Annotated in this window: 23 protein-coding genes; 18 read left to right on the plus strand and 5 right to left on the minus strand. The window is 53.6% G+C overall.

Translation table 11 applies throughout. From position 1 onward, the window contains the following. Nucleotides 1-25: 25 nt before the first annotated feature. The gene (locus tag AC0L73_RS00450) at nt 26-955 is read right to left on the minus strand and encodes a cation diffusion facilitator family transporter (RefSeq protein WP_227952007.1); all 930 of its coding nucleotides are present in this window, start codon (nt 953-955) and stop codon (nt 26-28) included. A 202-nt stretch (nt 956-1,157) separates the two neighbouring features. On the opposite strand from AC0L73_RS00450, the gene gabD reads away from it, so the two are divergent. The 12 genes from gabD to rpsD all read left to right on the plus strand — a co-directional run bounded on the left by gabD (nt 1,158) and on the right by rpsD (nt 16,684). Beyond that, nucleotides 1,158-2,639 (plus strand): NADP-dependent succinate-semialdehyde dehydrogenase, encoded by a 1,482-nt coding sequence (gene gabD / locus AC0L73_RS00455; protein WP_227952008.1) that lies wholly within the window; start codon nt 1,158-1,160, stop codon nt 2,637-2,639. 69 nt (nt 2,640-2,708) lie between these two features. After that, on the plus strand, nt 2,709-4,064 hold the full coding sequence (gor, locus tag AC0L73_RS00460; RefSeq protein WP_473654593.1) for a glutathione-disulfide reductase: 1,356 nt from the start codon (nt 2,709-2,711) through the stop codon (nt 4,062-4,064). A 146-nt stretch (nt 4,065-4,210) separates the two neighbouring features. Next, nucleotides 4,211-5,590 carry a class II 3-deoxy-7-phosphoheptulonate synthase gene (locus tag AC0L73_RS00465; RefSeq protein ID WP_227952010.1) on the plus strand — a complete coding sequence of 460 codons (1,380 nt, stop codon included), beginning with the start codon at nt 4,211-4,213 and terminating at the stop codon, nt 5,588-5,590. Nucleotides 5,591-5,602: 12 nt separating this feature from the next. After that, nucleotides 5,603-6,757: a nicotinate phosphoribosyltransferase gene (locus tag AC0L73_RS00470; RefSeq protein ID WP_227952011.1), complete on the plus strand. Its 1,155-nt coding sequence runs from the start codon at nt 5,603-5,605 to the stop codon at nt 6,755-6,757. A gap of 142 nt (nt 6,758-6,899) precedes the next feature. Then, on the plus strand, nt 6,900-8,201 hold the full coding sequence (locus tag AC0L73_RS00475) for an MFS transporter (protein WP_227952012.1): 1,302 nt from the start codon (nt 6,900-6,902) through the stop codon (nt 8,199-8,201). A gap of 81 nt (nt 8,202-8,282) precedes the next feature. Further along, nucleotides 8,283-9,947: an NAD+ synthase gene (locus tag AC0L73_RS00480; protein ID WP_473654594.1), complete on the plus strand. Its 1,665-nt coding sequence runs from the start codon at nt 8,283-8,285 to the stop codon at nt 9,945-9,947. Beyond that, nucleotides 9,947-11,275, plus strand: a complete 1,329-nt coding sequence (gene gltX / locus AC0L73_RS00485; RefSeq protein ID WP_473654595.1) for a glutamate--tRNA ligase — start codon at nt 9,947-9,949, stop codon at nt 11,273-11,275. Before AC0L73_RS00480 ends, gltX begins: the two co-directional genes overlap by 1 nt. Before the next feature lie 15 nt (nt 11,276-11,290). Beyond that, nucleotides 11,291-12,721, plus strand: a complete 1,431-nt coding sequence (gene cysS, locus AC0L73_RS00490; protein ID WP_473654596.1) for a cysteine--tRNA ligase — start codon at nt 11,291-11,293, stop codon at nt 12,719-12,721. After that, nucleotides 12,721-14,328 (plus strand): citramalate synthase, encoded by a 1,608-nt coding sequence (gene cimA / locus AC0L73_RS00495; RefSeq protein WP_473654597.1) that lies wholly within the window; start codon nt 12,721-12,723, stop codon nt 14,326-14,328. The genes cysS and cimA overlap by 1 nt, the downstream gene beginning before the upstream one ends. Continuing rightward, nucleotides 14,328-15,083 (plus strand): RNA methyltransferase, encoded by a 756-nt coding sequence (locus AC0L73_RS00500; protein WP_473654598.1) that lies wholly within the window; start codon nt 14,328-14,330, stop codon nt 15,081-15,083. The genes cimA and AC0L73_RS00500 overlap by 1 nt, the downstream gene beginning before the upstream one ends. Next, complete coding sequence (locus AC0L73_RS00505) at nt 15,064-15,957, plus strand: alpha/beta fold hydrolase (protein ID WP_473654599.1); 894 nt, start codon at nt 15,064-15,066, stop codon at nt 15,955-15,957. The genes AC0L73_RS00500 and AC0L73_RS00505 overlap by 20 nt, the downstream gene beginning before the upstream one ends. A 109-nt stretch (nt 15,958-16,066) precedes the next feature. Continuing rightward, a complete protein-coding gene (gene rpsD / locus AC0L73_RS00510; RefSeq protein ID WP_473654600.1) occupies nt 16,067-16,684 on the plus strand; it encodes a 30S ribosomal protein S4 in 618 nt (205 codons plus the stop codon). A 427-nt stretch (nt 16,685-17,111) separates the two neighbouring features. Here the strand turns inward: rpsD and AC0L73_RS00515 are convergent, their stop codons facing one another. The 4 genes from AC0L73_RS00515 to purM are packed head-to-tail and all read right to left on the minus strand — an operon-like array spanning nt 17,112 to nt 20,371. Continuing rightward, a complete protein-coding gene (locus AC0L73_RS00515; RefSeq protein WP_473654601.1) occupies nt 17,112-17,405 on the minus strand; it encodes a DUF202 domain-containing protein in 294 nt (97 codons plus the stop codon). A gap of 56 nt (nt 17,406-17,461) precedes the next feature. Next, a complete protein-coding gene (locus tag AC0L73_RS00520; RefSeq protein ID WP_473654602.1) occupies nt 17,462-18,628 on the minus strand; it encodes an ABC transporter substrate-binding protein in 1,167 nt (388 codons plus the stop codon). Between the two features lie 13 nt (nt 18,629-18,641). Beyond that, a complete protein-coding gene (purN, locus tag AC0L73_RS00525) occupies nt 18,642-19,301 on the minus strand; it encodes a phosphoribosylglycinamide formyltransferase (RefSeq protein ID WP_473654603.1) in 660 nt (219 codons plus the stop codon). Beyond that, nucleotides 19,289-20,371 carry a phosphoribosylformylglycinamidine cyclo-ligase gene (gene purM / locus AC0L73_RS00530; protein WP_473654604.1) on the minus strand — a complete coding sequence of 361 codons (1,083 nt, stop codon included), beginning with the start codon at nt 20,369-20,371 and terminating at the stop codon, nt 19,289-19,291. The genes purN and purM overlap by 13 nt, the downstream gene beginning before the upstream one ends. Before the next feature lie 66 nt (nt 20,372-20,437). Here purM and AC0L73_RS00535 point away from each other — a divergent pair, with 66 nt between their 5' ends. From AC0L73_RS00535 to AC0L73_RS00560, 6 genes are read left to right on the plus strand one after another with little or no spacing between them, the layout of a single operon-like run. Continuing rightward, the gene (locus AC0L73_RS00535; protein WP_473654605.1) at nt 20,438-21,583 is read left to right on the plus strand and encodes a DUF2066 domain-containing protein; all 1,146 of its coding nucleotides are present in this window, start codon (nt 20,438-20,440) and stop codon (nt 21,581-21,583) included. Between the two features lie 49 nt (nt 21,584-21,632). After that, nucleotides 21,633-22,178: a CDP-alcohol phosphatidyltransferase family protein gene (locus AC0L73_RS00540; RefSeq protein WP_227952026.1), complete on the plus strand. Its 546-nt coding sequence runs from the start codon at nt 21,633-21,635 to the stop codon at nt 22,176-22,178. Continuing rightward, entirely contained in the window at nt 22,175-23,272 is a 1,098-nt protein-coding gene (locus AC0L73_RS00545) for an AI-2E family transporter (RefSeq protein ID WP_227952028.1), read from the plus strand. Before AC0L73_RS00540 ends, AC0L73_RS00545 begins: the two co-directional genes overlap by 4 nt. Before the next feature lies 1 nt (nt 23,273). After that, nucleotides 23,274-23,681, plus strand: a complete 408-nt coding sequence (locus AC0L73_RS00550; RefSeq protein WP_473654606.1) for a P-loop NTPase family protein — start codon at nt 23,274-23,276, stop codon at nt 23,679-23,681. Between the two features lie 31 nt (nt 23,682-23,712). Further along, complete coding sequence (locus AC0L73_RS00555) at nt 23,713-23,949, plus strand: HdaA/DnaA family protein (protein ID WP_473654607.1); 237 nt, start codon at nt 23,713-23,715, stop codon at nt 23,947-23,949. A 4-nt stretch (nt 23,950-23,953) separates the two neighbouring features. Beyond that, entirely contained in the window at nt 23,954-24,733 is a 780-nt protein-coding gene (locus AC0L73_RS00560; RefSeq protein ID WP_227952032.1) for an SDR family oxidoreductase, read from the plus strand. The last annotated feature ends 6 nt before the right edge of the window (nt 24,734-24,739 follow it).

Consider the following 24,739-nt stretch of genomic DNA (forward strand, 5'->3'; position numbering starts at 1 on the left):
TTTTCCTTTTTAAATTTTTGTTCTTTTAAGCAGAATTAATTCGAATATGCGACAAGAAACTTTGGGCCTCGATAAAAATGCGCTTTACATCCGGAAACTGTTCTTTGATCCGGGTTTCAAAATCACTGACTGCTGCCTCGACTTGCTTTGAATCGAGCTCATCGGAAAAATCGATACTCACATTCACCAATATATCCGTCGGTCCCATATGCATGGTCAGGAGCTCGTTCAGGCTGACGATGCGTTTGTCATTTGTGAAGATTTGTTCAATTCCTTCGACAACAGCCTTGCTCGCGCCTTCGCCAATCAGGAGTCCCTTACATTCGATAGCGAGAAGGACCGCGACGCCCGCCAGAATGACGGCAATGACAACCGACGCCACACCATCGAGTTCCGGTATGCCAAGATGCTGGGCGAGGAAAATACCGACAAGCGCCGTCACCAGGCCGAGCATTGCAGCAGTATCTTCAAACAGAATTGTAAAGATCGTCGGGTCCTTGCTGCGCCGAACTTCCTGCCAAAGCCCCCGTTTTCCCTTGGCGCGATTGAACTCAAGATAGGCCACGGTCCAGGCCCAGCCCTCAAAGATAATGGCAAGTCCTAGCACTACATAGTTCCATGTCGGGTCAATGATGACTTCAGGATTACGGATATGCTTGATCCCCTCATAGAGGGAGATACCGGACCCAAGCGCGAAAATAAGGATGGCTACGATGAAGGCCCAGAAATAGAGCTCCGTCCCGTAACCAAAAGGATGCATCTTGTCCGGTTTCTGTGCGGCTTTCTTGAGGCCATGCAGCATCAGGATTTGGTTTCCTGTATCCACTAGAGAATGCACACCCTCGCTCAACATCGCGGAACTTCCGGTGAAGAACGCCGCCGTGAATTTTGATATGGCAATGAGCGAGTTCCCGGCCAGTGCTGCATAAATAACTTTTTTCGATCCACTCGCCACAGCACATTCTCCGCAATAGTATTGATCGTCGATTCTGCGCCAGATTAGAGCGCTCCTTGTTTATTTTCAACAGACTCGCGCGTTAAAATCAAAAAACCGTTGAGGATCGCTGGTTGACTATTAGATATTGTGGCATAAACTCCGGCCACAATTACCGTTATACAGGCCGCGCGCACTGTCAAATTAACCTGAGGAGTTCACCATGCTAGATAACAACACCAATCCGCTTAATCTGAAAGATCCTGATCTACTGCGGATGCAAGGTCTCATTGATGGCAAATGGTGCGATGCGGACAGCGGCAAGACGTTGGATGTGACTAACCCGGCGACCGGTGATCTTGTCGGTACTGTCCCTCTGATGGGGACAGATGAGACTCGCCGCGCGATTGAGGCCGCGAAGGCCGCTATGCCGGCGTGGGCGGGTAAGACCGCGAAGGAGCGGGCGACTATCCTCCGTAAATGGCATGATTTGATGCTGGAAGCGACCGACGACCTTGCCAAGATCATGACGGTCGAGATGGGCAAGCCGCTTACCGAGGCAAAAGGGGAGGTGGCCTATGCGGCGTCCTTCATTGAATGGTTCGCGGAAGAAGGCAAACGCATCTATGGCGATACCATCCCGGAACATCAGAGTGACAAGCGTATCGTCGTGATCAAACAGCCGATTGGCGTGACCGTCGCGATCACCCCGTGGAATTTCCCCATCGCCATGATTACGCGCAAGGCAGCCCCGGCACTCGCCGCCGGTTGTCCCATGGTCATCAAGCCTGCTGAACTCACGCCTTTTTCTGCCTTCGCCATGGCGGTACTGGCAGAAAGGGCCGGTATCCCGGCTGGTATTCTGGGTATTGTTACAGGCGAAGCGAAAGATATCGGCAAGGAAATGACCTCCAACCCGATAGTGGCCAAACTGACCTTCACTGGCTCCACTGCCGTCGGCAAGTTGCTGATGGAACAATGCGCGGGCACGGTCAAGAAAACCTCCATGGAGCTTGGCGGAAATGCGCCCTTCATCGTCTTTGATGACGCCAATCTTGAAGAGGCGGTCGAGGCGGCGATGGCGTCGAAATACCGCAACGCCGGACAGACCTGCGTCTGTGCCAACCGCATCTATGTGCAGGAAGGCATCCATGACGCCTTCGTTGCGAAACTGACGGAAAAGGCTAAAGGCCTGAAAGTTGGTAACGGTCTTGAGGACGGCGTCATGCAGGGGCCGTTGATCACTGAAGCCGCCGTCAAGAAGGTAGAGGATCACATCAAGGATGCCTTGAGTAAAGGCGCTACGCTCGCTGTGGGCGGGCATCGCCACTCCCTTGGCCAGACCTTTTTTGAACCAACGATCCTGACCGGCGTGACGCAGGACATGAAGGTCGCGAAGGAAGAAACATTCGGCCCCATGGCGCCTATTTTTACCTTCAAGGATGAGGCGGACGTCATCGCAATGGCGAATGATACAGAATTCGGTCTTGCCGCCTATCTCTGTGCCCGTGATATCGGCCGTATCTGGCGGGTGAGCGAAGCACTGGAATATGGCATCGTCGGCATCAATACAGGCATTATCTCGACGGAAGTTGCACCGTTCGGTGGCGTAAAACAGTCCGGTATTGGCCGGGAGGGTTCAAAATACGGCATTGATGACTATCTGGAAATTAAATACATGTGTATCGGCGGCATCGATAGCTGATCGCCGATACCAATTCCGGGGCAGCGCCAACCAGATGCCACAATGGCATCCGAGTATAGGAAGAATAAAGTGGAATTCGATTACGATCTTTTTGTCATCGGGGCTGGCTCCGGCGGTGTCCGTGCGTCTCGCATCTCCTCCAACCTCGGGGCCAAGGTGGCCATCGCAGAACAGTTTCGCGTTGGCGGAACTTGCGTCATTCGTGGTTGCGTGCCGAAAAAACTTTTGGTCTATGCGAGCCATTTCTCAGAAGATTTTGAGGATGCGGCCGCTTATGGCTGGACCGTCGGAGAAACGAGCCATTCATGGGAAACCCTGATTGCCAACAAAGACAAGGAAATCGACCGGCTGAACCGCATCTATCATACGATCCTCGATAATAATAAGGTGGAGCTGTATCAGGGGCGGGCTACTCTGGTTGATCGCAACACCGTTAGGGTTGGCGATAAGGAAATTACGGCGAAATATATCCTGATCGCCACGGGCGGCGCGCCGGTCATGCCGGATGTGCCGGGGATCGAGCATGCCATTTCCTCCAATGAGGCGCTGCATCTGGAAGAATTCCCGAAACGCGTGATTATCGTTGGCGGTGGTTATATCGCGGTTGAGTTTGCGGGTATCTTTAATGGCCTCGGTGCGGAAGTCACGCAGCTTTATCGGAGCACACAGATCCTGCGCGGTTTCGATAAGGATGTGCAGAACTTCCTCGCGGATGAGATCCAGAAAAAGGGTATCGATTTGCGCACGCATTCGAACCCGGCCAAAATCGAGAAGACCGATAGCGGACTTAAAGTCACGCTGGAGGATGGCGATGTACTCGAAACAGATGCGATCATGTATGCCACGGGTCGGCGCCCCAACACGGACGGGCTCGGGCTGGAAGATATCGGCGTTGAGCTGAAAGAAAATGGTGCGGTCAAGGTCGCACCGGATTCGCAGACTACCGTCGATAATATCTATGCCGTTGGCGATGTCACCGACAGGATCGCGCTCACCCCCGTCGCCATTCATGAGGGCATGGCCTTCGCCGAGACGGTTTTTGGGGGTCGCCCCCGCGCAATGGATCACGAAAATGTCCCCTCCGCCGTCTTTTCTCATCCACAGGTCGGAACCGTGGGCCTGAGCGAGGCGGATGCACGGGAAAAATACGGTAAAGTCGATATCTATAAATCCGACTTCCGCCCGATGAAGATGACCCTCACCGGCGGCACGGAGAAGGCGTTTGTGAAACTGATCGTCGATGCTAAGACGGATATCGTTGTTGGGGCCCATATCGTCGGATCCGACGCGGCAGAGATTATTCAGGCCGTCGGCATCGCGCTGAAATGCAAGGCGACAAAGGCACAATTTGACGCAACAGTTGGCGTTCATCCTTCGCTCGCGGAGGAAATCGTCACCATGCGGGAGAAATTTATCGCGGCCTGATACCGATGCCATTTTCGGAATTAAGCACGTAATTGGCCGGTTTTTTGACCGAAATGTCGAGAAATGGCCGGTTATCCATTGCGAAAACCATAAAAGGCTGTAGATAATAGATTTTTTAGAGCGAATGAGATTTAAGGAATATAGAGATGTCTAAAACCTGGACCCCTGAAAGCTGGAGACAAAAACCTGTACGCCAGCTGCCAACATATCCGGACATCCAGGCCGTCGAAGCGGTCGAGAAGGAGTTGAAATCCTTTCCGCCGCTCGTTTTTGCGGGCGAAGCACGGAACCTGAAGAAAAAGCTGGCCGAGGTTGCCAATGGTCGGGCTTTTCTTCTTCAAGGGGGCGACTGCGCCGAAAGCTTCGCGGAATTCCATCCCGATAACATTCGCGACACCTTCAAGGTCCTGTTGCAGATGGCGGTTGTCCTTACTTTCGGGGCGAACTGCCCGATCGTGAAGGTTGGCCGTCTTGCCGGTCAATTTGCCAAGCCCCGTTCATCTGATACGGAAACGGTGGACGGTGTCGAATTACCAAGCTACCGCGGCGATATCATCAATGGTTTCGAATTTGACGAAAACTCCCGCGTGCCGGATCCAACTCGGATGTTGAAAGGCTACTCTCAGGCGGCCTCAACCCTCAACCTTCTGCGGGCATTCGCACAAGGTGGTTATGCGGACCTGCATCAAGTTCATAGCTGGAACATGGGCTTTGTCGCGAGTGGAGCACAAGGGGACCGATACCGTGAAATGGCGGATCGTATTCATGATGCACTTGCCTTCATGGAAGCCTGTGGCGTTTCCTCAACCAACACACCGGAAATGGGGCGTACAGATTTCTACACCTCACATGAGGCGTTGCTGCTCCCCTATGAGCAGTCTCTGACCCGCATTGACAGCACATCGGGTGACTATTACGACACGTCTGCGCATATGCTGTGGATCGGTGATCGTACGCGTGATCCGGATGAGGCGCATGTGGAATTCCTGCGTGGTGTTTCCAACCCGATCGGTGTCAAGGCCGGCCCGACTCAGACCGCGGATGGGTTGCTCCGCCTCATTGACGAGTTGAACCCGGAGAATGAGGCCGGTCGCATGACCGTCATTTGCCGCTTCGGCGCGGATAATGTCGAAAAGCATTTGCCGGAACTAATTCGCAAGATTGAACGGGAAGGGCGGACGGTTGTCTGGTCCTGCGATCCGATGCATGGCAATACAATCAAATCAACAACCGGATACAAAACCCGCCCTGTTGACCGTATCCTGGCGGAAGTACGTCAGTTCTTCGATGTGCATCAGGCGGAAGGCTCTTATGCCGGTGGTGTTCATTTCGAAATGACCGGACAGAATGTCACTGAATGTATCGGCGGCGCGTTCGAGGTCACCGAGGAGGGATTAAGCGATCGCTATCATACGGCTTGTGATCCACGCCTCAATGCCAATCAGGCACTGGAGCTCGCGTTCCTTATCTCCGAAATGATCAAAAAAGAAAGGGGAAATGGGACGGCAATTGCAGCCGCCTCGTAACCTTTAACCAATATGACCAGCCAGACGCCAGTAGCTAAAAGGGAGGCGGTGGATGCATCCATCGCCGACCATACAGATCAGTATTTCAACAAGACAAAGCGCGTCATCGGACAATTTGGCGATAAAACAGTAACTTATGCTGTTTTTATGCGGCGTCCGGTTATCTTCTGTCCACAGATTATGCTCGACTGGCTGGATAATATTGCGAAGATGCGCAATCACAGCTTCAAGATTGAACCTTGCTTTGAGGAAGGGGATTGGGTCGGCGCCGGTGAACCTCTGGTCTATATCACAGGAAGCTTTCACGATCTTGTCGATCTGGAAACGCTTTACTTGCAAAAACTCGGCTCGGCCTGCGTCGCCGCCTACAACGCCTTCACCATGTGCTCACACTTGCCCGAAGTGAAGTTTCTCGCGATGGATGCCCGTCATTGTGCGGGAAGTGAAATGGCCGATATGATGGCCTATGCTGCCTCCGTCGGGAGCCGCGCGGCACAAAAGGAATTTGACGCAGTCGGCTTTATCGGAAATGCCAATAACGCCACGGCGCATTATTTTGGAAATGACAAAGGCCTCGGCACTATGCCGCACGCCCTGATCGGCTACGCGGGGAGCACGACACGCGCAGCCGAGATGTTCCATGAAAGCTTTCCCGATGATCCACTCACCGTCCTTGTTGACTACTACGGCAAGGAAGTGACCGATGCATTGGCGACCTGCAAACGGTTTCCGGAACTGGCGGCAAAGGGAAAGATGTCCGTCCGGATGGATACCCATGGTGGCCGCTTTATTGAAGGGCTCGATCCTGCAACGTCTTATGCTGTGCTGGAACGTTATATGCCCCGTGGTATTCGGCAGTACCGGTCGGAGCAGGAACTGAAATGGCTGGTCGGAACAGGTGTTTCTGCGGCTGCGATATACTCAATGCGCGAAAAACTTGATGACGCGGGTTTTGAGAAGGTCAAGATTGTTGCCTCCTCAGGTTTCTCGGTTGAGAAATGCCGAATTATGGGAAATATGAAGGCGCCAATTGATGTGGTCGGCACGGGATCCTTCCTGCCGGAGATCTGGCCCGAGACTTATGCCACCGCAGATATCATCGCCTATGACGGTGTCCCAGGCGTTAAAGTGGGCCGTGAATTCCTTCTCAAGAAGGAAAAGCGCTAACACTTCCTTCCTGGAATAGGATATGTCGCTTTTTGATTGGCAAGACGCCCTGTTTATGATCAAAAGCGGATGAATTAACTAGCCCTCTTTTTCAGATAGGTCGGCCATGTACGCTGCTGTATTAAATTCGTGGCCGCTCCTGATGGGGTTGGGCCTGCTGATGATCGGAAACGGCCTGCAACTCAGCCTTGTCGGTATCCGCGCATCCCTGGAAGGATTCCCGGCCGCCGTGACCGGTCTGGTGATGTCCGCCTACTATCTCGGCTTCCTGTTCGGGTCCGTTATCACGCCTAAAATTCTTGCCAACGTCGGCCATGTCCGCGTCTTTGCGGCGCTGGCATCGCTCGCCTCTTCGGCGGCGTTGATCTATGTCGTGTTTGTCGATCCCTTTGTTTGGGGTGCGATGCGGTTTATGACGGGTTTCGCCTTCGCGGGTCTTTATATCGTCTGCGAAAGCTGGCTCAATGACGCGGCGACCAACGAAACACGCGGGCAACTCCTCTCCGTCTATATGATCATCATGATGGGTGGGATGGCACTTGGTCAGGTCTTCCTGAATGTGGCAGACCCCGGTGGTTATTCGCTCTTTATCTTTGTTTCCGTGCTGGTTTCCTTGTCCTTGATCCCGATGGCTCTGACCGCAAACCCGGCGCCCAACTTTACCGCCAGCACCCGACTCAAGCTGAAGGAACTTTATAACATCTCCCCGCTTGGTGTTGTCGGCATGTGCGCTCAAGGCGTTATCGGCGGTGCCTTCTACGGTATGGCGGCGGTGTATGGTGATAATATCGGTCTGTCTGTTGCGCAAATTTCCAGTTTCATCACTGTGTCCATTATGGGCGGTGTCCTGTTGCAATGGCCTGTTGGGCGGCTTTCGGATAAATTCGATCGACGCATGGTGCTGATGGTCACCACCATGTTAAGCGGCGGTGCCGCCTTGCTTGCAATGTATGCCGGGGAGACGGACAACTTCCTGCTGTTCCTGGGCGCGGTCGCGCTTTTCGGTGGCTTTTCTGTTCCGCTTTACTCTCTCTGTATTGCCTATACCAATGACTATCTGGAACCGGATAAGATGGTTGCGGCCAGCAGTGGCCTGATGTTTGCCAACGGCGTCGGCGCGATTTTCGGCCCACTGATTGTCGGACAGTTCATGACCTTCCTTGGCAGCATGATCTTCTTTGCCTGGATTGCGGGCGCCCATATTGCCATCGGCATATTCGCCATATACCGGATGCAGATAACCCGTGCCATGCCAATGGAGGATCAAGGGGCCTTCGTTGCCATGCCGGTTCGCGCCGGTGCGGCGGTTGCCACGCTTAACCCGGAAACGGAAGAATGGGTCAATGACGAACCCCCGGCTTATAGCGAAGGGGAGGTCGACGAGGATGCGGAACAGACGGAAATCATGGATGACGGCCCCGCCTATGGCTCGAATAATCCCTGAATTTCAATTTTTTAGCTGCTTTTCACCGGAAAACACGATCTAGCGATTGCTGCGCGCGTCAAGGCGGGTTAAAAATCCGTCATGACTGATCATTTGAAAATTGCACTGGCGCAGGCAAACCCGACGCTTGGGGATATTGCCGGGAATGTTACGCTCGCCCGGGCCTTTCGCGAAGAGGCTGAAGCCTTTGGTGCGGATATTGTCGTCTATCCTGAATTATTCCTGACGGGATACCCGCCGGAAGACCTGGTTGAGAAGCCGGCTTTTCAGCGTACGGTTCAAGAGGCGATGGAAGAGTTGGCAGAACTCACTCTCGATGGTGGGCCTGCCATGCTGATGAGTGCACCGCTGGTGGAAGACGGCAATCTTTATAATGCCGTTTGCTTATTGGAAGAAGGCAAGATTTCCGCCCGACGATTCAAGAATAAACTGCCCAATTATGGTGTCTTTGACGAAGTCCGGGTTTTTGATGCCGGGCCTCTTCCCGGGCCAATCCCGTTCAAGGGTGTCCGTCTTGGTGTCATGATATGTGAAGATATGTGGTATCCCGAGGTCGCCGAGTGTCTGAGTGAGACCGGTGCGGAAATGCTGATCGTGCCGAATGGCAGCCCGTATGATCATATGAAGCCTGATGAACGACTGAACCATGCGATCCACCGGGTGACGGAAACGGGCCTCCCGCTCATATATCTCAACCAAATTGGCGGACAGGATGAACTTGTGTTTGACGGCTCGTCTTTCGTTATGAATGCGGACCGGTCACTTACCGTTCAGATGCCCGGATGGAAAGAGGGGCTTGTTGTAACCGATTGGCGTCGTCAGGAAGACGGGAATTGGAGATGTGAAACAGAAGAGATTACAGAACCCGGTAATGAGCTCGAACAAATCTATCACGCGATGGTTCTGGGCTTAAAAGACTATGTGGAGAAAAACCGCTTTCCCGGTGTTTTGCTGGGTTTGTCTGGCGGAATTGACAGCGCGCTCAGCGCCGCCGTCGCCGTTGATGCCCTCGGCGCGGAACGGGTTCACTGCGTCATGATGCCGTCAAAATACACCTCCACGGAAAGTCTTGATGATGCGGCAGAATGCGCACGCCTTCTGAATGCCACGCTCGATAATATTTCAATTGTGCCCGCAGTCGAGGCATTCGATGTGATGCTGCGCGAACCCTTCGCCGGGTTGGAGCAAGACATCACGGAGGAAAATATCCAGTCACGTATTCGCGGCATGACCCTGATGGCGCTCTCTAACAAGCTCGGCTATATGGTACTGACAACGGGCAACAAGTCGGAAATGTCCGTCGGTTATGCAACGCTCTATGGCGATATGTGCGGCGGTTATTCGGTGCTGAAAGACGTTTACAAAATTACCTGCTTCAAGCTGTCGGAATGGCGTAATACGCATTTCTCACCACTCTTCAAGGGCGCACCGGGGCCAGTGATGCCGCAGAATGTCATCACAAAGCCCCCAACAGCGGAACTGCGCGAAGATCAAAAGGACGAAGACAGCCTGCCACCCTATGAAATTCTGGATGGCATTCTTTATGGTCTGGTGGAGAAGGAGAGTTCCTTCGCAGAACTGGTGGAGGCTGGATATGATACCCATACCATCGCTCGCATCCAGAACCTGCTTTATATCGCCGAGTATAAGCGCCGTCAGGCGCCGCCTAGCGTCAAGATTTCCACAAAAAGTTTCGGGCGCGACCGGCGCTATCCAATAACCAACGCCTTTAGAGATAAGCGATAATGACTAAATTACGATTTGCGCCGAGCCCGACAGGGTATTTGCATGTCGGCAATGCGCGGCTTGCCCTGATTAACTGGCTGACCGCGAAGAAAGAGGACGGGGAGATGATCCTCCGTCTCGATGACACGGACGAGGAACGCTCGACCGAGGAATATGCGGACGCCATTCAGGAAGATCTCAAATGGCTCGGGTTGGATTGGTCGGAACTGAAGAAGCAGTCGGACCGAAGCGATGCCTATACTGCCGCGTTCGAAACGCTAAAGGCTGCCGGGCGGCTCTATCCCTGTTATGAAACCGGCGAAGAGCTGGACTATAAGCGCAAGCGGCAGTTGGCCCGCAAACTCCCGCCGATCTATGACCGCACCGCGTTAGACCTGACTGAGGAAGACAAAGCCAAATATGAGGGGGAGGGACGCAAAGCCCATTGGCGTTTCAAGTTGGATCAAGTCGTTATCCGCTGGAAAGACATGGTGCGCGGGACCGTTGAGGTCGATGGCGCGAGCATGTCGGACCCGGTCCTGATCCGCTCCGACGGGCGGCCGCTCTATCATATGCCCTCTGTCGTGGATGACATTGATTTCAAGATCAGCCATGTTATCCGCGGGGAGGATCATGTGAGTAATACGGCACTGCATATCCAGATATTCGAGGCTTTGGGCGCCGCTGTGCCGACCTTCGGGCATATCCCGCTCCTGACGGGACCAGGTGGGGAGCCGCTCTCCAAACGCGAAGGGAGCCAGAGCCTGCGTGAAATGCGCGAAAACGGGATCGAGGCCATGGCGCTTAACAGCCTGCTTGCCCGTCTTGGCACATCTGACAATGTGGAGATCCGCCATAGTCTTGAGGAAATCGTCGCCGGGTTCGATATAAGCCATTTCAGCCGCGCCGCCGCGAAATTCGATCCGGCGGAGCTGTCCAATCTAAATGCCAAGCTCTTACATGAACTGGACTGGGCGGAAGTAAAGGACCGGATCGCCCTTGACGACGCGGACGAGACTTTCTGGCTTGCTATTCGCGGTAACCTCACCACCTTGAAGGATGCCGCGATCTGGTGGCAGGTGGTCACGGGACCGATGACCCCGGTGGTCGAGGACGCGGATTTCCTGGGCGCGGCGGCAGAATTGCTGCCCAGCGGGGAGATGACCACGGACAGCTGGAAAGCATGGACAACCGCCGTCAAGGAGAAGACCGGCGCGAAGGGTAAATCGCTGTTTATGCCGCTCCGTCTCGCGCTCACCGGCCAACCGCACGGTCCCGAAATGAACAATCTGTTGCCCCTGATCGGCCGTAAAAATATACTCGCGCGCCTGACCGGCACTGCCGACTGAGTTTGAGGAAGAAAAGTGACGTTGCAGCTCTACAATACGGCCCACCGTAAAAAAGAAGAATTTGTCCCCTTAAAAAAGGGCGAAGTGGGGATGTATGTCTGCGGACCGACGGTCTATGACTTTGCCCATATCGGCAATGCGCGCCCGGTCGTCATCTTTGATGTGCTGGCGCGTCTGCTCCGGCATGAGGGCTACAAGCTCACCTACGTCCGCAATATCACGGATGTGGAAGACAAGATCATCGCCGCGGCGGCGAAGAATGGCGAGAGCATCGACGAACTGACGACCCGCACGACCAAGGCCTATCATGACGATATGGCGGCGCTGAATGCTGAGAAGCCGACCAAGGAACCGCGCGCGACGGAGCATATTGACGGCATGATCCGGATGATCTCGAAATTGATCGAGAAGGGCCACGCCTATGAGGCGGAGGGCCATGTGCTGTTCGATGTGAACAGTATGCCCGACTACGGCAAACTTTCGGGCCGCAACCGCGACGATATGATCGCCGGTGCCCGCGTCGAGGTGGCACCTTATAAAAAAGACCCCGCCGATTTCGTCCTCTGGAAGCCTTCCACCGATGACATGCCGGGATGGGACAGCCCCTTCGGGCGCGGACGCCCCGGCTGGCATATTGAATGCTCGGTCATGAGCGAGGCAACGCTCGGCATCACCTTCGATATTCATGGCGGCGGACGCGACCTGATCTTCCCGCATCACGAAAATGAGGTGGCGCAAAGCTGCTGCGCCCATGATGGCGCGCCTTTCGCCCGTTATTGGGTGCATAACGGCTTCCTGACAGTCGAGGGAGACAAGATGTCAAAATCCCTCGGCAATTTCCGTACCGTGCGGGAACTGCTGGAAGAGGCACCGGGGGAAGCCTTACGCCTCAATATGCTGTCTGCCCAGTATCGCCAACCGCTCGACTGGACAGCGGAAGGGGTCAAGCGCGCGAAAGCCAGCCTCGACCGGCTTTACACCGCCCTTCAGCACCTTGAGGATATAGAGGCCGGACCGATTAAACCTGCCGCCGGGGTGATCGCCGCCCTTGAGGATGACCTCAACACGCCACAAGCGCTGACCGAGCTATATGCCCTCGCCGGAGAAGCCAATAAAGCAACGGATGGTGCGGAAAAAGCGCGGATCAAGGGATTGCTGCTTGGGTCGGGTAATCTCTTGGGACTGTTGCAACAATCACCAAAAGAATGGTTCCAAAGTATAACTGTTCATTTAAAGGCAGATTCAATTGAAGCAAGATCAGAGCTTAGCTCACCGGTACTTACATCTGTAATTTCGAAAGAAAATATTGAAACGTTAATTGCCGAGCGCGACGAAGCCAAAAAACAGAAAAACTACAAGCGGGCCGATGAAATCCGCGACAATTTGAAAGCTGCCGGGATTATCCTCGAAGACGGACCGGGCGGCACCACATGGAAGAGAGCATAATGGCACGGGAAAGACTTTATCTTTTTGACACAACGCTGCGCGACGGCGCGCAGACGCAGGGCGTGGATTTCAGTGTCGAAGACAAGACGAATATTGCGAAGGCTCTCGATGCGCTTGGTATTGACTATGTGGAGGGCGGCTGGCCCGGCGCGAATCCCGGCGACACAGCCTTTTTTGCGAACCCGCCAAAACTTGAAAGAGCCACCTTTACCGCCTTTGGCATGACCCGGCGACCGGGGCGAAGTGTCTCCAACGATCCGGGCCTCAGCGCCATTCTCGACGCCAAAACGCCCGCCGTTTGTATCGTCGGCAAGGCCTGGGACTTTCATGTGGATGTCGCCCTCGGCATCAGCCTCGAGGAAAATCTTGAGTTAATCTCTGACAGCATTGCCGAGATCGTCCGACAGGGACGGGAGGCCATGTATGATGCGGAGCATTTCTTCGATGGCTATAAATCGAACCCGGAATTCGCGCTCGCCTGCCTGAAGGCAGCCTACGGCGCGGGTGCCCGCTGGATGGTGCTCTGCGATACCAATGGCGGCACTCTGCCCGATGAAGTAGAGCGGATCGTCACCGAGGTAATCGAGCATATCCCCGGCAACCATCTTGGCATCCATACCCATAACGACACCGAGAACGCCGTCGCCAACACCCTGATGGCGGTGAAAGCGGGCGTGCGGCAGGTGCAGGGCACGCTAAACGGCCTTGGGGAGCGTTGCGGCAACGCGAATATCATCTCCCTCATCCCGTCGCTGGTGCTGAAGGAGCCGTTCAAGTCCATGGTCGATACGGGCATCACGGAAGAGGGGCTGAAAAACGTTACGACCGTTTCGCGATTGCTTGACGATATCCTCAACCGCTCTCCCAATCGCCATCAGGCCTATGTCGGATCGTCTGCCTTCGCCCATAAGGGCGGGCTGCATGTCTCCGCGGTGGAGAAGGATCCGAGAACATATGAGCATGTGGAACCCTCCCTCGTCGGGAACAAGCGGCATCTGCTCGTCTCCGATCAGGCGGGCCGCTCCAACATCCTCGCCCAGCTACGTGACTTTGGTCTCGATATCGATCCAAAGGACCCGAAAGTCGACCGGATGCTCGAAGAAGTGAAAGAGCGCGAGTTCGAAGGCTTTTCTTACGATGGCGCGCTTGCCAGCTTTGAGTTGATGGCCCGCCGTCGCCTCGGGCAGGTGCCAAAATATTTCGACGTGGAAAGCTTCCGGGTGCAGGTCGAGCGGCGCCATAACGCCAAGGGCGAGTTGCTCTCCGTCTCCGATGCGGTGGTTAAACTCCTGATCGATGGAGAGCGCTATATGTCCGTTGGCGAAGGGAATGGCCCGGTCAACGCCCTCGACAGTGCACTCCGCAAGGATTTGGGCAAATATTCCGATTATATCGATGATCTTCGTCTCGTCGATTTCAAGGTGCGTATCCTCACCTCGGGCACAGAGGCTGTGACACGGGTTTTGATCGAAAGCACGGACAGCAGCAACAAGCGTTGGTTCACAGTCGGTGTCTCGCCCAATATTGTTGATGCGTCCTTTGCCGCATTGATCGACAGCATCACCTACAAGCTTTATTGCGCAGGCGCGCCAGCCAGCGGGAAATAATGTCTCTTCAACCGGCCATTATCCTTGTTGAACCGCAAATGGGCGAGAATATCGGCGCGGCGGCGCGGGCAATGCTGAATTTCGGATTGACCGACCTCCGCCTTGTTGCCCCGCGGGATGGCTGGCCTAATGACAAGGCCGTCGCCATGGCGTCGGGTGCGAATATCGTGCTGGAGAATGCACGGGCATTTGAGACCACTGAGGACGCGATCGCCGATCTCAACCATGTCTATGCGACCACGGCACGCCCCCGCGATGTCATCAAAAAAATCGCAACGCCCCACGCGGCAACGGCGGAACTGCGCGCTCATGCAAATAAGGGCGCGGCAACAGGAATTCTCTTCGGCAAGGAAAGCGTGGGCCTCTCACGGGAGGATGTGGCGCTCGCCGACAGCATTATTTCGGTGCCGCTCAATCCTGATTTTTCCTCCATCAATCTCGCACAGGCCGTCCTGCTGGTTGGTTATGAATGGTTTCAGGCTGCAGATGATACGCCTCCTGTGCAGGTCCATAACGAGGAACGACCGGCTAACAAGGCGGAGCTTTCTTACCTTTTTGACCGGATCGAGCGGGAACTGGACACACGGGGTTTTTTTGACCCGATTATGCAGCGCAAGCATGTTATCTTGCAAAATATGCGCAATATGTTTCAGAGGCTGGGGCTGATGGAATCTGATGTGCGGGCGTTTCAGGGTATTGTTAAAGGCCTGACCATGAAGCTGAAAGACAAAACAAATGACAGCGATCAGTCATAAGCGCGTAAAAATTGGTGATATCAATCTCCACTATGCCGAATGCGGTTCCGGGAATGAGGAACTCATCCTTATGCTGCACGGCTTTCCGGAATTCTGGTACTGCTGGAAAGATCAACTTCCCGCGCTTGGGGAAAGGTATCATGCCGTCGCGCCAGACATGCGTGGCTATAATCTTTCTGACAAACCGGAAGGCGTGAAGGCGTACCGAATCCACCATCTAATCGGCGACATGGTTGGCCTTGCCGATCATCTGGGGCAGGAAAAGTTCTATCTTGTTGCCCATGACTGGGGAGTCGCCGTCGCCTATGCGATCGCCATTGCATATCCCGAGCGGATTAAGGGCCTGATTGTTATGAATGGCCCGCATCCCTATATTTTCGCCGAATTGCTCAACAATAACGACGAACAGATCAAGCATAGCCAGTATATGGCCTATTTCCAGACGCCGGGTGTCGAGGAAGATATGCTGAAAGACAACGGCAAATGGCTGATGGACTGGACGTTCAAGCGCCTTATCGAGTCCGGCCAGATGTCGTCCGAGGATGAAATAGCCTACCGTACGGCGTGGGCCCAGCCGGGGGCGATGGCCGCCATGCTGAACTATTACCGCGCATCGCCGCTTGTCCCGGCGACTTCGGCGACGAAGGGCAGGGGGTCCGGTATGGATCCGGAAAAATTCAAGGTGCATGTTCCGACGCTGATCCTTTGGGGCGATGCGGACCATGCGCTGATAAAAAGTAATATCACGGGCATCGAGAAATTCATCGATAATGTCACCGTTAAAATGCTCCCCGGCGTGAGCCATTGGGTAACCCACGAAGCGCCGGAAACCGTATCGGCAGAAATTCTCGGCTTTATTGATGGGCTGGATTAGAAAAATTATCCAAAATGGATTGACAACGGGCACCTAAAACCTATTATGCGCGCCTTGTGCAGGCCTCGTCGGCGTGCCTTTTTCCTGAATTAAAAACTGGATCAAGTTTATGAGCAAACGCATTCAAGCGAAATACAAAATCGATCGCCGCATGGGCGAGAACCTCTGGGGCCGACCGAAAAGCCCTGTTAACCGCCGCGAATATGGACCGGGCCAGCATGGTCAGGGCCGCCGGGGTAAAATCTCCGACTTTGGTATCCATCTCCGCGCGAAGCAGAAACTCAAAGGCTATTACGGCAACATCACCGAAAAAGGTTTCCGTCGCCTGTACGCTGAAGCGACTCGTCTGAAAGGCGATACATCAGAAAACCTCATCGGCCTGTTGGAGCGGCGTCTTGACGCTGTTGTCTACCGCATGAAATTCGTGCCGACCGTCTTCGCGGCGCGGCAGTTCGTCAACCACGGCCATGTCATGGTCAATGGCCGCAAGGTCAATATCGCCTCATATCAGGTGAAAGTCGGTGACGTGGTTGAAGTTCGCCAGAAATCAAAGCAGATGGCCCTCGTCCTTGAAGCGGCCGACAGTGCAGAGCGGGATATCCCGGAATATATCGAAGTGGATCACAAAGCCATGAAGGGAAGCTTCAACGCAATCCCGAAACTGGCCGATGTGCCGTATCCGGTCGTCATGGAACCAAACCTGATCGTCGAATATTACTCACGTTAAGTCTATTATGTATCGTTGAGGGCTTCGAGCCGCCCTCCGAAATTCTTAAAAACCGCCCTAAAAAGGGGCGGTTTTTTTGTGTCAAAAATTTGCTTGTAAAAATATATTCAAATACTACTTAAAGAAGATTAATGCTATTTATTTGAATATTTTTCTGTTTTTGGAGAATTGTTATGAAAAAACCATCTAACGGACCCTCATCACAAAATCAGGGATCAGGCGAAAAACAGGGGCAAGGACAACATCCACGGCCAAGGCAGGGCGATAGGTCGCAAACCAAAGATAAAGATGTAAAAGGGCGTATCAAAGACCCGCTGAGAGGGCCACAGCATTAAAGCTTGATGCGACACAGAGCACCTCATCCAGAGATGACATAATGAAAGAAAATGGCCGGACGCTTGATAAGCTATCCGGTCATTCATTAATGTCACAGTCCGCCGTCGCTCTTTTCGTCATTGATGGATTTTTTCACCCGGTGGTAGTCATCCACACCGACTAGCAGACATATCAAAGCAAACGGTAACAAAGCCCACCCGGCGATAGTCATCCAACGCTCATCGACGAATTTGATCAAGCCAACGGAGGACGCGGTGAGCGCAATTGCCGTTCGGATATAGGCCATCAGGGTGCGCCGGTTGGCAAGCTCAGTGCGGTGCACGGCCAGCTTGAAGGTATCAACGTTGCGCCGATCGGCGACAATTTCTTTTGTATCACCTGTCATGGATTAGATTCTATCGCAATTTGATGAGATACAGCAACCATGTAACGCACAACAAGTTACGGTGCAGGCACGTTTTCCGGTAAAATTGTCTGAACGAAAGTTTCGTCACCCTTGATAACTTTCATAATGGTCACGGATTTCGTCGGGATCTGACTATCTTTCGAAAAGCTGATCTCTCCCGTAATACCCTTGAAATCCGTTAGGGTGGAAAGAGCCTCGCGTACGGCCTCCACATCTGTACTGCCCGCTGCCTCGATTGCGGCGGCGACCAGCTTAACAGTATCATAGCCAAGTGCTGAGAAGGCGTCGGGTTCCACATTTGGGAACTTCTTCTTGAAGGCGCGTCGGAAAGCTGTCACCGATGGATTTGTATTGTCCGCGCTTACATCCGCGTGTGTCGTAAAATAGACATTGCTCTCATTGGGAAGATTTGCCCATTCCGATCCTATATCAAAACCATCCCCGCTTATAATCGGGACGGTAACACCGGCATTCCGGAGCGCACGGATTTCATTCACAACCTCATCGGGAGAGGCAGAAAGATAGATGAAATCTGCTTCGGGTAGCGTCGCAACGGCAACATCGAAGCTATCCGGGCCATAACCCCGACTAAACAATATGTTTCCACCAAGGTCCTTGAAGCTTTCTTCGAAATAACGCCGGAGAAGCATGGTATAGGACATTTTCTCTTTATATAGCACCGTGACATTCGTGAGTTTCAGTTCATTACGGGCAAAACTCGCGGCGGCGGCGGCCTGTACATTATCACCATAGCAGGCGAGATAAAGATAATCCGGCACATCTTGCGGGAGTAGAGGGGAGGTTGCCCCGGACGTGACAAATATCCGTTTATCCTTTGCTGCGGCTTTGGCTGCGGCAAGGACGACATCGGTATCCGACATGCCAATCAACACGGGCATATCAGGATTCTGCGCAATCATCGCAGCAGTTTTATTCGCAATGACGTCCGTATTCGTCTCCCCATCCTCAATCAGGAGCGTGGCCGTCCGGCCCAGGATACCGCCAGAAGCGTTGATTTCGTCAATGGCGAGCTGCGCCCCTTGCGATGAAGGGATGTCGAGATTGCGTTGCTCGCCGGTGAGATTATAGATCGCTCCGATGGTGGTCATGACAGGCTCCTTCCCGTAGGCGGTAGATACAACCGAGAAAGCGAGCAGGCCTCCCAGAAGCATTGCGAACTTATTGGTTGTTTTACCCATCATATTTACGCCAATGTTAAAATTCTTCAAGCTTTGGGTTAATCAAAGAGTGAGGTTCTTCACTTGCCTGTTCAATAATAACACGGGAGCCATGGATTTTTACCCGATTTTCAGCAAACAGTTTAAGTGCCAGCGGATAGATTTTATGCTCCTGCTCCAATATTCGGCTGGCAAGACTATCGGGTGTGTCATCCTGCAGGATGGGCACAGCGGCCTGAGCTATGATCGGCCCGTCATCCATTTCCGGGCGAACATAATGCACGGTGCAACCGGTAAATCGCGCGCCGGATTCAATCGCCCGCTCATGCACATGCAGTCCCTTAAATGCCGGGAGAAGGGACGGATGGATATTCAGGATACGATCGCGCCAGCGATTGACGAAATCCGCGGTCAGAAGCCGCATAAATCCCGCAAGACAAATCAAATCAACATTCAAATTCGTAAGATATTGGGTGATTTCCGCCTCAAACTCCTCGCGACCGTCAAAGTCGCGATGATCTATGGTGCGGGTCGGGATACTATGCTCCGCCGCGAACTTAAGTCCGGCGGCTTCCAGATTGTTGGAAAGCACGCAAGCTATCTCGGCCGGGAAGTTTGGTGCATGGCAGGCCCGAACGAGCGATTGCATGTTGGTCCCGCGAGAGGAGATGAAAACCGCGACTTTCAGCTTTGCCAATTTTCTTCCAACCCGTTGATGATGACCTGCTCTGTGTTGTTTTCGCGCGAAACCAACGCCCCGATCCGGTAAACCGTTTCGCCCGCCGCAGTGAGCATCGCCGTTGCGGCCTCCGCCTTATCTTCAGGGACAACGACGACCATGCCAAGACCGCAGTTAAACGTGGTGGCAAGTTCACGCGACGTAATATTCCCAAGTTCGGCCAGCCATTTGAACAGCGGGGGTAAGGGCCAGCTTGAGGCGTCTATCTCTGCCGAGAGAGTCTTCGGCAAGACGCGGGGAATATTCTCATAAAGACCGCCGCCGGTGATATGGGACAGCGCAAATATATGACCGGCCCGTATCGCTTCAAGGCAGCTTTTGACGTAAATCCGTGTGGGTTCAATCAAGGCATCGCCAAGCGTTACAGCAGAATCAAACGGAGCCGGGGCCGCGTAATCGAGATCGAAATCAGCGACAATCCGCCGAACCAGCGAAAAGCCGTTCGAATGCAAACCGGAAGAAGCTAGACCCAGCAGAACGTCTCCTTCGTTGAGATTATCAGCTTTTAGAAGTTGATCGCGTTCCACCGCGCCAACGGTGAATCCCGCCAGATCGTAATCGCCCTTGGCATACATACCTGGCATTTCCGCTGTTTCTCCACCGATGAGGGCACAACCAGCCTGTTTACAACCATCAGCGATTCCCGCAACGATATCCCGCGCCGCCGCGACATCAAGGCCGCCCGTCGCGAAATAATCGAGGAAAAAGAGGGGTTCCGCGCCTTGTACCACTAAATCATTCACACACATGGCGACCAGATCGATGCCGACCGTATCATGGCGGTTCATATCAATGGCGATTTTTAATTTTGTGCCAACGCCGTCCGTCGCGGAAATAAGAAGGGGGTCCTTGAAACCTGCTGCACGGGGGTCAAAAATTGCCCCAAAGCCGCCTAAATCTGCGTCTGCTCCGGACCTTCGGGTGGCGGCGGCGAGGGGCTTTATGGCCTCAACCAGTGAGTTTCCGGCCACAATATCGACGCCTGCATCCTTGTAGCTGTAACTTTTTTTGGAGCTATCGGTGTTCATAAGTTATGCTGCACCCAAGTTTATGACTATGATCGGGCCAACATACTTTTTTTCCAGTGGTTTGCAATGACGGATACACAGCTAAATCCAATCTTTTCGCGCTTCCTTGCCATGGCGGTTGCGGTTTTTTGCCTTGCGGGCAGCGTTTCGCTTGGTCATGCCGCGGACAATTTTTACGTTGTCAGGGATATAGCGGTTGATGAAACGGCCTCCTCTGCTTCGGCTGCACGCACAATCGCAGTGCAGAAAGGCCAGAAACGGGCGTTTAATGCCCTGTTACGCCGTTTAGTGCCAGTGCCTTACTATGCAAGCTTACCAGTCCTGGATGATGCGGCGATCACGCCAATGGTCGCTTCGTTTCAGGTGGCCAATGAACGTACCTCGGCGAAACGCTATCTCGCTGACTTGACGTACGAGTTTAAGCGCGACGATATACGTAAGTTGCTACGCAGCAATATGCTGCCTTTTTCCGAATCCTTCGGCAAACCGATCCTGGTGTTGCCTGTTTTCCTGGCCGATGGTCGCGCCTATCTCTGGGACTACCCCAATCCCTGGCGGACGGTATGGATCGATATCATTGATTACGGATTGCGCCCACAGGAGCCGGACAGCCTCCGTGATGACTGGGTACAGCGTTTATTGCGCCCGGTGGTCATTCCATCAGGCAGCCTTGAAGATATGAAGGCCATCGACGCTAGCCAAGCGATGGAGTTGAACGCCACCGCCCTAGATCGGCTTCGCGAAGAGTATGGCGCCGCAGAGGTTGAGGTCATTAGCGCGAGCCTGCGCACTGATACGGACGGCACCCTGTTTCTTGATGTAACACGGAATGTAGTCGGTCAGACAGAACCCGCCACTTTGCAAACCTTTAAAGGCAGCGAGGATGAAGAAGGATTGATGCAGAGCGTCGTATTCGACATTATGGGACGCATGCAGGAGGAATGGAAGCAGCAGAATGTTCTCGATTTCAGTATTGAAAACACCTTGGCCGTTACCACAGACATTTCAAGCCTGCCCGATTGGCTTGCGTTGCAGAGCAAGGTAAAGAGCCTGTCCGCAGTCAATGACCTGACAGTCAAGGATCTCAGCGTCAAGCGGGCCTTTTGGCACATTACCTTTGTCGGCAGTATAGACAGGCTAGTTGCGGCGCTTGACCAGCGGGACCTTGCGCTCACGGATCAGGGCGGCTATTGGACACTTAATCAAAAATAGGCGCCCGGTGCGTTAATGCTATCTGATAAAGCGGGGTTTGGTTAAGGCTTTGAATATCCCCAATACGATTACATTGCTCCGGATGATCCTGGTTCCGGTTATTGTCTGGCTGATCCTGGCTAACCAGATGTATGCCGCCTTTATCGCATTTGTGCTTGCTGGACTATCCGATGCGCTTGACGGACTAATCGCCAAGCAGTTTAACCTGGTGACCCCGCTCGGGACCTATCTTGATCCCCTTGCAGACAAGATATTGCTAGTCTCCATCTATGTGACACTGGGGATACAACAGGATCTCCCCAGTTGGCTCGTGATTCTGGTGGTTAGCCGCGATATCCTGATTGTCGGCGCTATAATCCTGACGTTTCTTTTGGAACTGAATGTCACCATCGTGCCATCAAAGCTGAGCAAGCTTAATACGTTCTGCCAGATCAGCCTCGCAGCTGTAGTGCTTGGAAACAAGGGATTCGAGACGGGATACGAAGACGCGATTGAGTTTTTTGTCTATATCGTCGGGGTGACGACGGTTCTTTCCGGGCTTACCTATATCCTGCAATGGTCACAACAAAACACCGAGAAAGCGGAAAATTCATGACGTTAAAGCAACATATGAGATTTTGGGCCATCGCCCTTGTTGTATTTATCATTTTTCTGGTTTTACTCAGCAATATTCTGCTACCTTTCGTTCTCGGGATGGCCGTTGCCTACTTCCTGGATCCCGTCGCGGACCGGATGGAGGAGGTAGGCCTGAACAGGACTGCCGCGACAGCAATCATTATTGGGGTATTCCTGATCTTTGTCATTCTGGCATTGATGCTTCTCGTTCCGGTCATTTTTGAACAGATATTCGGCCTTTTGAATAACCTGCCAACCTATTACCAGAGCCTGCATGATTTCTTCCTGCCGATTATTGACCGTTTTGTCGATATTCCGGCATTGCAGGAAAGCGATGAATTCAAGAACACTATTGGCCAATATGTCGGAGAGGCGGTCAAGGGCCTTGGCTCTCTTTCAAAGAATATTGTCGGCGGCGGGTTGGCTGTGGTCAATATGGTCACTCTTCTGGTTATTACCCCGGTGGTTGCCTTCTATCTCCTCCGGGACTGGGATCATATTATTGCGCGTATCAACAGCTGGCTGCCCCGCAAGAATGCCCATCAAGTCCGCAAGTTAGCACAGCAAATTGATGATGTACTGGCTGGGTTCGTGCGTGGACAATCGACGGTCTGTCTGTTGCTGGCTATCTATTATGGCGTCGCACTGATGGCGACTGGCCTTGAGTTCGGACTGGTCATCGGGATTATCACCGGCCTTATCTCCTTCATTCCCTTTGTTGGCGCGATTATCGGTTTTATTGCATCGGTCGGCGTGGCCTTGGTCCAGTTCTGGCCTGATTTCATCATGATCGGCATTGTCGGGGCAATTTTTGTCGTCGGGCAGGTCCTGGAGGGATACGTGCTGACCCCCAATCTCGTTGGAGAAAAGGTCGGGCTGCATCCGGTGTGGGTCATGTTCGGCCTACTCGCAGGCGGCAGCCTGTTCGGTTTCGTCGGCGTCTTGCTTGCTATTCCCATGGCAGCCGTGGTCGGCGTTGTCAGCAGATTTGCGATTGACCAGTATCTGCAAAGCCCTTTATATGGCGCGCCACCACCCGCACAAGCCGATCCTGATGAGTTTCCTGAGGATTAATATGCAACCCTCTCAAATTCCGATGAATTTCGAGTTTCGTGCCGCCACGGGACGGGAGGATTTTCTCGTCACGCCCGCGAATGAGGAGGCGGTCGCCTGGATTGATAAATGGCCGGACTGGCCGGTTCGATCCCTGCTGCTCGTCGGGCCATCCGGTGCAGGAAAAACTCATCTTGCCCATGTTTGGCAAACACGGACTGACGCCAGGATTATCACGGCGGCGGAGCTTGATCATTTCGACATAGAGAAATACAGTACGCTTGCGGCCCATCCGCTAATTATGGAAAATGCCGGAGCGGGCCTGAAGGAAGACGCCTTGTTCCATCTTTTCAATTTGATACAGGAAAAGGGCGGCAGTCTGCTGATCACCGCAACGACGGCGCCGAGGTGCCTGGAACCTCACACTTAAAGATCTTTCCTCCCGTCTTGGGACGGTGCCGGTGGCGCGTATTCAAGAGCCGGATGATGCGTTGTTTGCGGCACTTGTCATCAAGCTTTTTTCTGACAGGCAGCTTGCTGTCACACCGGATGTCGTTCAGTATATCACGCAGCGGCTAGAACGGTCTTTTGCCGAAGCCCGTCGGTTTGTAACGCGCCTTGATAACAGCGCGCTTGCCAAAAAACGAAAAATTACGATTTCGCTGCTCCGCGAAGTCTTCAAGGAAGAGCAAGGATAAGAAAATGGATTTAGGAATTTCAGGAAAATGGGCAATTGTCTGCGCCTCCAGTAAGGGACTTGGTCGCGGCTGTGCGGAAGCATTGGCCGCCGAAGGCGTTAATCTGGTTATTACAGCAAGAACCAAAAGTACGCTGGAAGAAACGGCCGACCATATTCGCGCGATTTCCCCGGTGCAAATAAAAGCAATCGCCGGTGACATAACTTCGCCTGAAGGCCGCGCGGAAGTGTTAGAGGCCTGCCCAGAACCGGACATCCTGATCAATAACGCCGGGGGACCGCCAACCGGTGATTTTCATGACTGGACACTCGATGACTGGCAGAAGGCGCTGAACGCCAATATGCTCACCCCGATCGAACTGATCAAGGCAACGGTCGACGGAATGCGGGCACGCAAATTCGGACGCATTATCAATATTACCTCAAGTGCGGTGAAGGCCCCGATTGATATTCTTGGCCTTTCCAATGGCGCTCGGGCAGGGCTGACCGGTTTTGTCGCCGGGATCGCCCGCAAGACAGTCATCGATAATGTGACCATCAATGGCCTGTTGCCCGGCCCGTTCGATACAGATCGCCTGCGCGGTAATTTTGAGGCTGTCTCCAAATCAAGCGGTCGCCCCTTGGAAGATATCCGCAAAGAACGCGCCGCTGGCAATCCCGCCGGACGTTTCGGCACGGCAGAGGAGTTCGGTGCGGCCTGTGCCTTTCTATGCAGCGATAAAGCGGGCTTCATTACAGGGCAAAATATATTATTGGATGGCGGCGCTTTCCCGGGTACATTGTAAGATAGC

It is taken from the genome of Sneathiella sp. D3-11 (assembly GCF_055809395.1).